Below are 12,670 nucleotides of genomic sequence, written 5' to 3' on the forward strand. Positions count from 1 at the left end.
GGTGACGGCGCCCTTTTTTATCCCCGGGACGATTCGCGGCCTGCCGTCGGCGCGGGCGCCCGTGGCCGCCCGATCAGGGCCGGTCAGTAGCGCACGTACTCCAGCGCCGATTGCGAGGACGCCGGCGCGCGGGGCGCCGCGGCCCGCGCCGACGCCGCTTCGCGCGCCGCCTCGGGTCGGTCCTGGGTTTCATAGGCGCTCTGCAGTTCGTGCGCCGCCTCGGCCGTCATCTGGGTGATGTCCTCGGTGACTTCGCCCAGCTTGGCCGATTGCGCCAGCGAGACTTCCACCACTTCGCCCATGATCTCGGTGACCCGCCGCGACGATGTCACGATGTTCTCCATGGTGGCGCCGGCGGACTGCACCTGTTCGGCGCCGTTGCCGATCTGCTGGACCGAGGTGGTGATCAGGTCCTTGATCTCCTTGGCCGCGGATGCGCTGTTCTGGGCCAGGCTGCGCACTTCCGCCGCCACCACCGCGAAGCCCTTGCCGTGCGGGCCGGCGCGCGCCGCCTCGACCGCGGCATTGAGCGCCAGGATATTGGTCTGGAACGCGATGCCGTCCATCACGCCGATGATCTCCGAAATGCGCTTGGAACTGTCGGTGATGGCGCCCATGGTGGCCACCACGCCGGCCACGGTCTTGCCGCCTTCCTCGGCGACCTGGCAGGCGTCGCGGGCCAGCGTGTTGGCCTGGCTGGCGCGCTCGGCGTTCTCGGTCAGGCCCTGCACCGCCACGCGCAGCGTCTGCGCGGCGGTGAAACGCTTGGTGATGTCGGTGGCGAATTTCACCACCTTGAAGGGCCGGCCCTCGGCATCGAAGATCGGGTTGTAGCTGGCCTCGATCCAGACGCGGCGGCCGCCCTTGCCGATGCGCAGGTATTGGCCGGTGTCGTATTCGCCGCCGCGCAGCTTGCGCCAGAATTCCTTGTAGGCGGGGCCGCGGACTTCCTCGGGCAGCACCAGCATGCTGTGGTGGCGGCCGCGCAGTTCGTCTTCGCGGTAGCCCATGGCGTCCAGGAACAGGTCGTTGGCGCGGATGATGGTGCCATCCAGCTCGAACTCGATGATGCCCTGCACCTTGGAGATGGCGGCAAGCTGGCCCTCGGTGTCGGCCTGGCGGCGCTGCTGCTCGGTCACGTCGGTGGCGTACTTGACCACCTTGAAGGGCCGGCCGGAGGCGTCGAGGATCGGGTTGTAGCTAGCCTGCAGCCAGACGTCGCTGCCGTCCTTGTGGATGCGGCGGTAGCGGCCCGCGTCGTACTCGCCGCGCTTGAGCTTGGCCCAGAAGGCCTGGTATTGCGGGCAGTCGCGTCGATCGGCTGCGACGAAGATGCGATGGTGCTGCCCCAGCAGTTCGTCGAGCGTGTAACCCATGGCATCGAGGAAATTCTGGTTGGCCATGAGCACATGGCCGTCCAGGTCGAACTCGATGACCGCCTGCGCCTTGTGGATGGCCGCGATCTGCCCGAGAAGATCCGCATTCCGTGTGTCGCGCGTGCGCCGAAACAGGCGCCGGAACACGCGCCTCAAGGGTCTGGTCACTGGCATGGTGGCTCGCTCGGCGCAATAGGGAGTGGATCGGACGGTGGCCGAAATCATAAGGTCAAAACCCTGGCCGAATGTGAGCCTTCATTCGTTATATCGTCTGATAAGTGAGATCCTCAATCACGTTAGCGGATCCGCGTCGACACGAATTCCGCGATGGCCCGTGGCGATTTTCCCAACACCTCGCGCAGCACCTCCTCGGTGTGCTGGCCCAGCAGCGGCGGCGCGCGTCGGTACACCACGGGGGAGTCCGAGAACCGCAGCGGGCTGGCCGTCACCGGCGCCGCGCCACCCCCCGGGTGCGGCAGGTCGCGGCGCAATTGCCGCGCCTGCGTCTGCGGGTGGGCGAAGGCCTGGGCGATATTGTTGATCGGGCCGCAGGGCACGCCCACGGCCTCCAGTTTGGCGATCCAGTCATCGCGCCGGCCCTGGCGCATGATGTCGGCCAGCAGCTCCACCAGCAGCTCGCGATTGGCCACGCGCAGCCGGTTGGTGGCAAAGCGCGGATCGTCCCCCAGCTCCGGCGCGCCGATGGCCTTGCAATAGGCGCGGTACTGCGATTCGTTGCCGGTGGCCACGATCAGATGGCCGTCGCTGGCGGCGAAGACCTGGTAGGGCACCACGTTCTGGTGCGCGTTGCCGGCGCGCGTCGGCGCCACGCCGGAATTGAAGTAGTTGGAATTCTGGTTGGCCAGCAGCGCCACGTGGCTGTCGAGCAGCGCGATGTCCAGGTGCTGGCCGAGGCCGCTGCGGTGGCGTTCCTGCAAGGCCGCCAGGATCGCCACGGTGGCGTACATGCCGGTGACGATGTCGGTCACCGCCACGCCGGCCTTCTGCGGTCCGCCGCCGGGCAGGTCGTCGCGTTCGCCGGTGATGCTCATCAGGCCGCCCATGCCCTGGATCATGAAGTCGTAGCCGGGGCGGCGCGCGAACGGCCCGTCCTGGCCGAAGCCGGTGACCGAGCAGTAGATCAGGCGCGGATTGATGGCCTTCAGGCTGGCATAGTCCAGGCCGTACTTGGCCAGCCCGCCGACCTTGAAGTTCTCGACCAGGATATCGCTGACCGCTGCCAGTTCTCGGATCAGCGCCGCGCCATGCGGCGTGGCCATGTCGGCCTCGACCGAGCGCTTGTTGCGGTTGGCGCTGAGGTAATAGGCGGATTCGTTGGTGTCGACGCCATTGCCGTCCTTCAGGAAGGGCGGGCCCCAGGCGCGGGTGTCGTCGCCGACGCCGGGGCGCTCGATCTTGATGACGTCGGCGCCCAGGTCGGCCAGGTTCTGCGTGCACCACGGGCCTGCCAGGATGCGCGACAGGTCCAGCACGCGGATGCCGTCCAATGCGGGCGGGCGCGTCATGATTGCACCTCGGCGGCGCCATGGCTCATGACGATGATGTCGCGTTCGACGGCGCGGGCGATGAAGCGGATCTGGCCGTCCGGCATGCGCCACATATCGCATTGCAAGGTCTCGCCCGGATAGACCGGCGCCGAGAAGCGCGCATCCAACCGGGTCAGGCGGGCGGCATCGTAGTCGCACCAGGTCTTGACCAGCGCGTGCGCGGCGATGCCGTAGGAGCACAGGCCATGCAGGATCGGCTTGGGATAACCCGCCTGATGCGCGACCTCGGGGTCGGCGTGCAGCGGATTGCGATCGGCATTCAGGCGGTACAGCAGCGCCGCCTGCGGCGGAATGCGCAGTGCGCAACGGCGTTCCGGTTCGCCTTGCGGTGCGGCGGGCAGCGGCTCGGGGCTGGCGTCGCCCTGGCCGAAGCCGCCGTCGCCACGGCAGAAGGTGCTTTGCCGCAAGGTGGCCAGGTGCGTGCCGGCGCTGTCGTGCAGCGTGCGTTCGGTGACCACGATCGCGCCCTTGTCCGCGCCCTTGTCGATCACGTGGGTGACGCGGCTCCTGCCGATCACGGTGCCGGACGTGGGCAGGGGCGCGTGCACCGCCAGCCGCTGCTCGCCATGCACCAGCCGGACCCAGTCGATGCCGGCGCGCGGGTCGCTCATCCAGAAGCCCGGATAGCCCAGCACCACGCTCATGGTGGGAAAGGCGCGCAGGTCTTTCTCGTACACGTAGCGCAGTTGCCGCTCGTCTTCCGGATCCTGCCCCAGGCCGATGCCCAGGGCGTACAGCATCGTGTCCTTGTCGTCGTAGTGCTGGCGCACGTCGTCGAAGCGCCAGTGCTTCACGGTTGCGTAATCGAGTGGCATGGCGGCCTCAGATGGGATCCCAGTCGATCACGTCGGGCGAGCGCTCCAACGCGTAGAAATGCTTGCGCATGGCGGGCACGGCGATCTCGCCGATCAGCTCGGGCGTCCAGCCTTCGCCATGGTGCACGCTGCGCAGCGGCCGCGGCTGGCTCATCAGCATGATCTCGTTGGCGCGCACCGCGAACACCTGCGCGGTGATGGCGCTGGCCGCGTCGCTGGCCAGGTACACCGCCATGGGCGCGACCTTGTTGGCCTCCATCTTCTTCAGCTTTTCGACGCGCGCCTTCTCCTCGTCGGTCTCGGCGGGAATGGAGCTGGTCATGCGGCTCCAGGCGAACGGCGCGATGCAGTTCGAGCGCACGTTGTAGCGCGCCATGTCCAGCGCGATCGACTTCGACAGCGCGACGATGCCGAGCTTGGCGGCGGCATAGTTGGCCTGGCCGAAATTGCCGATCAGGCCGGACGTGGATGTCATGTGCACGAAGGCGCCGGATTCCTGCTCGCGGAAATACGGCGCGGCGGCGCGGCTCATGAAGAACGAACCGTTCAGGTGCACGTCGATGACCTGGCGCCACTCCTCCTCGCTCATCTTGTGGAATACGCGGTCGCGCAGGTTGCCGGCGTTGTTGACCACCGCATCGATGCGCCCGAAGGCGTCGATGGCGGTCTGGATGACGCGGCTGGCGCTGTCGTACGCGGCCACGCTGTCGGTGTTGGCGACGGCCTGTCCGCCCGCCGCGACGATCTCGCTTGCCACGGCCTGCGCGGGGCCTTCGCCGCCGCCCTCGCCGGTGAGCGAGACGCCGATGTCGTTGACCACGACCTTGGCGCCCGCCTGCGCCATGGCCAGCGCGATGCCGCGGCCGATGCCGCCGCCCGCGCCTGTAACGACCACTACCTTGCCGGAAACAATACCGCTCATTGGGGCTTACTCCAGATGCCGCGGCGCGCGCCGCGTGGGAAACAGTTCCGCGTCAAACCGTATGGTTTACGGGGTTGCCCCATGGTATGGTCGTCACGGCATTCGAAGAATTCAAAATTAGAAATGCCCCCCTTCTGTGTGGTGGAACATGAGACATGATCTGACTGACCTGCGGCTCTTCGTGAACGTGGGGGAAACGCTCAATCTGACCCGCGCGGCCGAACGCACCTTCCTGTCGCTGCCCGCCGCCAGCGCGCGCGTCAAGCACATGGAAGAGGCCTTCAAGGCGCGGCTGCTGGTGCGCATGGCGACGGGCGTGGCGCTGACGCCCGCTGGCGAGGTGCTGCTCAAGCACGCCAACGCGGTGTTTCGCCAGCTCGAATGCCTGAACGCCGACCTGCAGCCCTACGCCAGCGGCCTGAAAGGGCGGCTGCGGCTGCTGGCCAACACCACCGCCACCAATTCCTTCCTGGCGGATGCGCTGTCGACCTTCCTGGCCGAGAACCCCGACGTGGACGTCGAGCTGGAAGAGAAGATCTCCGGCGACATCGTCATCGCGATCCGCGCGGGCGCCGGCGACCTGGGGCTGGTGGCCGGCAACATCGACGTCGAGGGCCTGGATGTGACGCCGCTGTTCCGCGATGAGCTCACCGTGGTCACGGCGCTGAACCATCCGCTGGCGGTGTCGAAGTCCGCCCATTTTGCCGACCTGATCGATGCCTATCAGTTCGTCGGCATCCATCCCGACAGCGCCATCCAGACCTTCCTGGAGGACATCGCCAGCGGCCTGGGCAAGCGCATCTGCCAGCGTGTGCACGTGGGCAGTTTCGAGGCCGTGTGCCGCATGGTCGAAGCCGGCGCCGGCATCGCCGTGGTGCCGCGCGCCTGCGCGGCGCGCTACAGCCGGCCCGATGCCTTGCACGTGTTGAAACTGGAAGATCCCTGGGCCCTGCGCGACCGCCTGCTGTGCCGCCAGCGCGGCCGCGACCTGCCCAGCTTCGCCGAGTGCTTCATCGAACACGTGCAGCGCGCGGCGCGAGGACAGTAGCCGCGGCGGGGGCGGTGTCGTGCCGCGGCGAGCGTGGCGCTCCGCCCGGGTTGACGGCTTGACGGGCCGCATGGCCGTCGCCGTGGCGCCACATCGGATGCGCGATAGTGTCCGTTCAGCGAACACGGCTTCGCGGCGAAAGAGGGGCTTTTGAAAATGTGTAGCGGCAAAAGCGGCCGCGCGGCAAATAATAAAAAAAGCCCCGGCCGCGCCTGACGCGCAGGCAGTAGAAAAATGGGGCCGGCAGGCGGCAAGGCACCGCGTTGTTCCGGTGTGGTTTGCGGCCGCGCCACCGACAAGAACGAGACTCAGGAGACTGCCTTGCTAGATCCTCAACGCCGCCGCGTGATCGCGGGGCTGGGCGCTGCGTGCGCCACGACGTTGCTGCCCACCTTCGCCCGCGCCGCCGCCTGGCCCGGGCACGCCGTGACCTTCATCGTGCCGTTTCCGGCCGGCGGTCCGGTGGACACCACCGCGCGCTTCACGGCGCAGCCGCTGGGCCACCTGTGGTCGGTGCCGACGGTGGTGGACAACCGCTCGGGCGCCGGCGGCATCGTTGGCGCGCAGTTCGCCGCCAAGGCCGAGCCGGACGGCTACAACTTCTTTTTCGCTTCCATCCATCATGCGGTGCTGCCGAGCCTGCGCGGCGACCTGACCTACGACATCACGCGCGATTTCGTGCCGGTGGGCATGGCGGCGGTGTTCCCCATCGTGCTGGTGGTGAATCCGTCGCTGCCGGTGAATACGGTGAGCGAACTCATTGCCTATGCCAAGGCGAATCCGGGCAAGCTGTCGTTCAGCTCCTCCGGAACGGGCGGCGGCACGCATCTGGCGGGCGAGCTGTTCAATGCGATGGCGGGCGTGAAGATCCAGCACATTCCTTACCGGGGCAGCGCGCCGGCGATGCAGGATCTGCTGGGCGGCCAGGTGCAGGTGATGTTCGCGGACGGGCCGTCGGCGGTGCCGCATCTGAAGACGGGCAAGGTGCGCGCGTTGGGGGTGGGGAATCCGACGCGGTCGAGCATGCTGCCGGACGTGCCTACGATTGCCGAGTCCGGCGTGCCGGGGTACGAGGCGTATTCGTGGAGCGGGGTGCTGGCGCCGAAGGGGACGCCCGCCGACATCGTGGCGCGGGTCAATGCGGACATGGTGAAGGTGTTGTCGGATCCCGCGACGGCCAAGGCGATGGTGGCGGCGGGGGCGGAACCCAAGCCCGGCAGCCCGGAGGCGTTTGGCGCGTTCGTGCGCGGCGAAGTCCTGAAATGGCGGGAAGTGATCAACAAGGCGGGCATCAAGCTGGAATAGGCGCCGTAGCACGCTGCGCAGGGGTTCCCGTCCCCGCGCGGTCCGGTGGCGCGTCCCCCCGCCGGGAACGCCAGCATGGCGAACCACGAAACTTTGCATTACATTTGCTGCCGATGCGCGCTCAGACGGCGCAACGCTCCAGCGTTCGGCAGTTGAACACGCTTGGTCTTCCCCGGGCGCTGGCTTCCATATGATTGCCGTGCCGCGGGATTCTGGCGGTTGTCCCCTCCGGGTCATCCTGGTACTGGGCAGGGCGGAAGCAAGGGGAAATTCGTGCTCCAAGGCAAATCCGGGCTTGTGGCCCACTGTGACGCGCCGGCGTCTTCGACCGTTCCGACGTCAGACCGCTACGATTTCGCGCCTGCGGTGGCCAGCTTGCGGTCGGCCGCAAGCGTCATGCTCGCGGCCGGCAGCGCCGCCCTGGCGCTGGCCCTTTCGACCGCGGCGGCGCCCGCCTTGGCCGCCTGTTCCGCCAGCGACACGACGGGTTGCGGCGCGCCCGGCGGAGCGGGTTATCCCGGTCGCGGCGGCGCTGGCGGCAATGGCAATGGCCAGGGGGGCGGCGCCAGCGAGCTCGGCCCGGGCAACGTGACCGTGCAGGTGCCGGGAAGCTGGGGCGGCTCGGGAACGGGTGGCGCGGGGGCTGCCGGCGACGCAGGCAACGCGACCGCCAACGCACCGGCACAAATGTTCCCGGGGTCTGGATTGGCCATCAACGCGCCGATCGCGGGCGACGCCGGCAATGCCGGCCGCGACGGCACCAATTTCGGCGGCGGTGGCAATGGCGGCAATACCGCGCTTCAGTACCTGGGCAACGATATCACCATCAACAATTCGGCGGCGGCCGTGGGCGGCGCGGGCGGCAATGGCGGCAATGTCTTCAACACGGGCAGCGGCAACGGCGGCGGCGGCGGCGGGGGCGGCAGCGGCTTGACGTCGGCCGGGGTGGTGGCTTCGGTCAACAATAACGGAACGATCACCGGTGGCGCTGGCGGCAACGGCGGCAGCGGCGGCTTTGGCGGCGGGGGAGGCGCCGGCGGCGACGGCCTGCTCGCGGTTGGCGGCAACGCCACCATCACCAATACCGGCAGCATCACTGGAGGCGCGGGCGGCAGCGGGGGAGCGGGTAATTCCGGCGCGGGGGCGGACGGGGCAGGCGGGGCCGGCATCAATCTTGCCGGCTCGCGCAATGTGATCCTCAATGTCGGCACCATCGCCGGCGGCGCCGGCAATGGCGGCGGGGTCGGTATCGTGACGCGCGGCATGGACACGATCGTCAATGCGGGCACCATCACCGGCGCGCTCAATGGCCCCGCGGGCACCCGCGCGGCGGCCATCCAGTTCGGCGGCACGGGCAACACGTTGACGCTGCTGACGGGCTCCAACATCGTAGGCGGCCTGTTGTTCGATGCGGGGGCGACCGCCACCATTTCCGCGAGCCACGCCGGGCTGACGCTGGGCAACGACGTGATCCTGACCGATGCCGCGTCCGGCGTCGCGTTCTCTTCGGCCACAAGCGGCCTGACGTTTGCGGGCGTCATCTCCGGCGCGGGCTCGGTAAGCGTCCAGGGCAGCAGGGTCCTGACGATGACGGGCGTCAACACCTACACGGGAACCACCACCGTCGACAGCGGCGCGACGCTCGCGCTTACTGGCGGCGGCAGCGTGGCGGCATCCAGCGGGGTGACGAGCAACGGAACGCTGGACATTTCGGCGACGACGAGCGGCGCGTCCGTGGCCAGCCTTGCGGGCGGCGGGAGAGTCGCGCTCGGCGGCCGCACCCTGACCCTGACGAACGCGTCGGGCGTGTTTTCGGGCGTCATCGACGGCGCCGGCGGACTGGTGCTCAGCAGTGGCACGCAGACGCTTTCGGGGGTAAACACCTACACCGGCGCGACCACGATCAACGGCGGCACGCTGGTGCTCACCGGCGCGGGACGGCTGTCCGCGGCCTCGGCCGTCTCGCTCATGGGCAGCGGCGCGACGCTCGACCTGTCGGCGGCATCGGGCCAGACGCTGGCCGGCGTGTACGGGGTGGCCGGTTCGCGCCTGCTGGCCGGCGCCAGCACGCTGACGCTCGGCGCGGCCACCGACAGCGTCTATGAAGGCGAGCTCACGGGCAGCGGCGCGTTGGTCAAACAAGGGACCGGCATGCTCGTGCTCAATGGTTCGAATGCCGGATTCACGGGCGCGACGACTGTCGCTCAGGGCAGGCTCCAGGTGGGCGATGCCGGCCATGGCGGCGCGGTGCTGGGCGGCGACGTGGCGGTCGGGGCGCAAGGCACGCTCGGCGGGCACGGCACGATTCTCGGCGATGTGACGAACGGCGGCATGGTGTCGCCCGGTGGATCCATCGGCACGCTGAACGTGGGCGGCAATTACACCCAGGCGTCGAATGCGACCTTGGCCATCGAAGTCAGTCCGACCGAGGCATCGTTGCTGAAGGTCGGTGGCAGCGCCACATTGAACGGGACGCTGGCGATCACATACGCGCCGGGCACCTATTCGGCCACGCGCTACAACGTGGTGAGCGCGGCCAACGGCATCAGCGGGCGCTTCTCGTCGGTAACGGGTTCGCTGGCCTCCGGCGCGGACCTGAACGGCCTGCGCTCGTCGGTGGCCTATGGCGCCAACGAGGTCGCGTTGCTGCTGAGCAATCCGGCCGCGGGCATGCCGGGCGACACGCCGGTGATCATCGCGCCGACCCGCACCAGCATCTATACGGCGCTTGGCAGTGCCGCGTTGATGAGCGCGCAGTCGGCCACGGCGGCGGTGCTCGAACGCGCGACGCGGCGCGCCGTCGCGTCCGGGCCAGCCGACGCGACGGATGCCGTTTCGGTCTGGGCGAACGCCACGGGACGGCATGGCCGGCTGTCCGGCTCGGGGGGGCTGCCCGGCTTCCAGGAAAACCAGTACGGCTTTCTCGCCGGCGCCGACAAGCGGGTGGATCGCAACACCTTCGGCCTGGCGATGGGCTATTCGCATGCCGAGCTGTCGGAAGAGAGCACGGAAAGCGCCGGCACGCGCGACACGGTGCGCCTGGCCACCTATGCCAGCCGCGACCTGGGGCCGGTCGATGTGACGGGCATGCTCGGCTACGGCCTGCATTTCCTGTCGCAGAAGCGGCCCTTCGAGAATGTCGGCACGGCCAAGGGCGATCATGTCGGGCAGGAATTCACGGCGGCGGCGCAAGTCAGCAAGCCCCTGGCGCTTGGCGGACTGGTCATGACGCCCCGGCTGGGATTGCGTTATGCCTATTTCCACGCCAACAGCTTTGACGAAGGCGGCGCGAGGGGCCAGAACCTGCATGTCGGCTCGGACACCGCCCGCAGCCTGCAGCCCTACGTCGGCATGACCTTCGACACGGCGTTCGAAAGCGCGCAGCGGCCGTTGAATCTCCAGTTCCGTGTGGCCTACGCCCACGAACTCCTTGATACCGGCCGCGCGATGACGGTCGTGTCGCAGGACGGCACGCGCTTCGCCGCGCCGGGCGCCGATCTGTCGCGCGGATTCCTGACGTTCGGCGCGAGCGTCGGCTTGCCGCTGACGCGGCAACTGGACGTGTCTCTTGCCTATGATGCGCTCGTCAACACGTCCCGCGCGTCGTCGCAGGCGGGCAGCGTCAGGATGAGCTATCGCTTCTGACTGTCAGCGCAGCAGCGCTTGCCTGGCTGCCTGGTATTCCGCTTCGAGCAGATTCACCAGCTCGTGTACCGCCAGCACTTCCTGCGCGGCGCCCACGCCCTGGCCGGCGCTCCAGACGTCTTTCCAGGCTTTGGGGCGAGTGTTCTTGTCCAGGTTCGGGGGCGGGGCGTCGTAGTCGGGAAGCCGGGCGGGGTCCAGTCCCACGGCGCGGATGCTCTCGCTCAGATAGTTGGCGGGCACCCCCGAGAAGTACGGGGTGTAGGTGACGTCGGCGGCCTGGGCGCGCAGGATCATTTCGCGGTAGGCGTCGTTGGCCAGGGATTCGCGGGTGGCGATGAAGCGGGTGCCCATGTAGGCGAAGTCGCAGCCCAGGGCCTGGGCGGCGAGGATGTCCTTGCCGTGGCTGATGCAGCCGGACAGGGCCAGGGGACCAGCGTAAAAGGCACGGATTTCGTTGACGAGGGCGATCGGGTTGAGCCGGCCGGCATGGCCGCCGGCGCCGGCGGAGACCAGGATCAGGCCGTCGACGCCCGCCTCCAGGGCGCGGCGGGCGTGGCGCACCGTGGTGACGTCGTGGTAGACCTGGCCGCCGTAGGCGTGGACGGCGCGCACCACCGCTTCGGGTGGATGCAGCGAGGTGATGACGAGCGGCACGCGGCGCTCGGCGCAGATGGCCAGGTCGCCCTGCCAGCGGGCGTTGCTGGGATGGACGATGAGATTGACGCCATAGGGCGCGATCACAGCGTGCGGCGCCGCCCGGCGCGCGCGCGCCAGCCTGTCCTCGATGCGCGTGATCCACTCGTGAAGCTGCTCCTGCGGCCTGGCGTTGAGCGCAGGGAAGGTGCCGATGATGCCGGCGCCGCATTGCGCCGCCACCAGGTCCGGGCCGGAGACCAGGAACATGGGGGCGCCGATGATGGGCAATCGGGTCTGCATGCGCAATGCGGTTGGCGTCATAGGCGGTGTTCCCTGAAAGTCAGTTGGCCTGAATGTTGGCGCTCTGGATCACATCGGCCCACAGCGCATATTCACGGTCGATGCGCTGTTGCAGCGCGGCGCCGTCGCCGGTGTTGATGGTGTAGCCGCCGTCGGTCATGGCGCGGCGGAAGGCGGGGTCCTTCGACACCTCGGACAGGGCGCGGGTCAGGCGCGCCTGCACCGCATCGGGCAGCTTGCGCGGGCCGACCAGCGCGTACCAGCCGACCACCTCGTAGTCCTTCATGCCGGCCTCGATCATGGTGGGCACGTCCGGCAGCTCGGGGTTGCGGGTGCGCGAGGTGACGGCCAGCGCGCGCGCCTTGCCGCTCTTGATGAACGGAATCGCGGTGCTGGTGATGTCGAACATGAAAGTGATCTTGCCGCTGACCACGTCCATCATCGCCGGCGAGTTGCCGCGATACGGCACGTGCAGCATCGGCACGCCGGCCTGCTTCTTCAGCAGTTCGGCCGACAGGTGGTTCGACGCCCCGATGCCGGCCGAGCCGAACGACACGGCATCGGGATGGGCGCGGGCGTAGTCGACCAGCTCGCCCACGCTCTTGGCCGGGGCCTGCGGGCCGATCAGCAGCACGTTGGCGTAGTCGACGACCAGGCCGATCAGCGAGAAGTCCTTGCGCGGATCGAACAGGGTACTGCGCTGGACCAGCGGCGACATGGTCAGCGTGGGGCTGGCGGCAAAGCCCAGCAGGTAGCCGTCGGGCGGCGCCTTGGCGGTGGCGTCGGAGGCGATCATGCCGCTGGCGCCGGCGCGGTTCTCGACCACGACCGCCTGGCCCAGTTTGTCGCCCAGGTACTTGGCGAAGACGCGCGCGGTGGTGTCCACGGGGCCGCCGGGGGCGTAGCCCACCAGCAGGCGGATGGGGCGGTCGGGGTAGGCGCTGTCGGCGGCGGCGCTGGCGCCGGTCGCCATGGCCGCCACGGCGGCGGCCGCGGCGAGCAGGGTCTTGATGTTCACGCTCATGTCTCCTTGTGGAATGAGCCGGTCGCGGAGC

Annotated in this window: 9 protein-coding genes; 3 read left to right on the top strand and 6 right to left on the bottom strand. The window is 68.8% G+C overall.

What is annotated here, in order from left to right:
- Positions 1–83: 83 nt before the first annotated feature.
- The 4 genes from AAID08_RS04475 to AAID08_RS04490 form a co-directional block, all read right to left on the bottom strand.
- Positions 84–1,550, bottom strand: coding sequence for a methyl-accepting chemotaxis protein (locus tag AAID08_RS04475; RefSeq protein WP_144657161.1), 1,467 nt, complete (start codon positions 1,548–1,550; stop codon positions 84–86).
- A gap of 122 nt (positions 1,551–1,672) precedes the next feature.
- Positions 1,673–2,902, bottom strand: coding sequence for a CaiB/BaiF CoA transferase family protein (locus AAID08_RS04480; protein WP_395757389.1), 1,230 nt, complete (start codon positions 2,900–2,902; stop codon positions 1,673–1,675).
- Positions 2,899–3,759 (bottom strand): MaoC/PaaZ C-terminal domain-containing protein, encoded by an 861-nt coding sequence (locus AAID08_RS04485; RefSeq protein WP_395757390.1) that lies wholly within the window; start codon positions 3,757–3,759, stop codon positions 2,899–2,901. The genes AAID08_RS04480 and AAID08_RS04485 overlap by 4 nt, the downstream gene beginning before the upstream one ends.
- A gap of 7 nt (positions 3,760–3,766) precedes the next feature.
- Positions 3,767–4,681, bottom strand: a complete 915-nt coding sequence (locus AAID08_RS04490) for an SDR family NAD(P)-dependent oxidoreductase (protein WP_144657167.1) — start codon at positions 4,679–4,681, stop codon at positions 3,767–3,769.
- Positions 4,682–4,829: 148 nt separating this feature from the next.
- On the opposite strand from AAID08_RS04490, the gene AAID08_RS04495 reads away from it, so the two are divergent.
- The 3 genes from AAID08_RS04495 to AAID08_RS04505 all read left to right on the top strand — a co-directional run bounded on the left by AAID08_RS04495 (position 4,830) and on the right by AAID08_RS04505 (position 10,679).
- On the top strand, positions 4,830–5,729 hold the full coding sequence (locus AAID08_RS04495; RefSeq protein WP_064526453.1) for a LysR family transcriptional regulator: 900 nt from the start codon (positions 4,830–4,832) through the stop codon (positions 5,727–5,729).
- 321 nt (positions 5,730–6,050) lie between these two features.
- The gene (locus AAID08_RS04500) at positions 6,051–7,034 is read left to right on the top strand and encodes a tripartite tricarboxylate transporter substrate binding protein (protein WP_047992609.1); all 984 of its coding nucleotides are present in this window, start codon (positions 6,051–6,053) and stop codon (positions 7,032–7,034) included.
- Positions 7,035–7,307: 273 nt separating this feature from the next.
- A complete protein-coding gene (locus AAID08_RS04505; RefSeq protein WP_395757391.1) occupies positions 7,308–10,679 on the top strand; it encodes an autotransporter domain-containing protein in 3,372 nt (1,123 codons plus the stop codon).
- Between the two features lie 3 nt (positions 10,680–10,682).
- On the opposite strand, the gene AAID08_RS04510 is transcribed toward AAID08_RS04505, so the two are convergent.
- Together AAID08_RS04510 and AAID08_RS04515 are read right to left on the bottom strand one after the other, a co-directional pair.
- Positions 10,683–11,636, bottom strand: coding sequence for a nitronate monooxygenase family protein (locus AAID08_RS04510; RefSeq protein ID WP_064523761.1), 954 nt, complete (start codon positions 11,634–11,636; stop codon positions 10,683–10,685).
- A gap of 19 nt (positions 11,637–11,655) precedes the next feature.
- Positions 11,656–12,633 carry a tripartite tricarboxylate transporter substrate binding protein gene (locus tag AAID08_RS04515; protein WP_175142041.1) on the bottom strand — a complete coding sequence of 326 codons (978 nt, stop codon included), beginning with the start codon at positions 12,631–12,633 and terminating at the stop codon, positions 11,656–11,658.
- Positions 12,634–12,670 lie beyond the last annotated feature (37 nt).

The organism is Achromobacter sp. EB05, from assembly GCF_044232075.1.
Lineage (GTDB): Bacteria > Pseudomonadota > Gammaproteobacteria > Burkholderiales > Burkholderiaceae_B > Achromobacter > Achromobacter dolens.

Bases quoted from the DNA above. Each gene is read 5' to 3' on its own strand.
- AAID08_RS04475 (WP_144657161.1), bottom strand. From the start codon at position 1,550: ATGCCAGTGACCAGACCCTTGAGGCGCGTGTTCCGGCGCCTGTTTCGG.
- AAID08_RS04480 (WP_395757389.1), bottom strand. From the start codon at position 2,902: ATGACGCGCCCGCCCGCATTGGACGGCATCCGCGTGCTGGACCTGTCG.
- AAID08_RS04485 (WP_395757390.1), bottom strand. From the start codon at position 3,759: ATGCCACTCGATTACGCAACCGTGAAGCACTGGCGCTTCGACGACGTG.
- AAID08_RS04490 (WP_144657167.1), bottom strand. From the start codon at position 4,681: ATGAGCGGTATTGTTTCCGGCAAGGTAGTGGTCGTTACAGGCGCGGGC.
- AAID08_RS04495 (WP_064526453.1), top strand. From the start codon at position 4,830: ATGAGACATGATCTGACTGACCTGCGGCTCTTCGTGAACGTGGGGGAA.
- AAID08_RS04510 (WP_064523761.1), bottom strand. From the start codon at position 11,636: ATGACGCCAACCGCATTGCGCATGCAGACCCGATTGCCCATCATCGGC.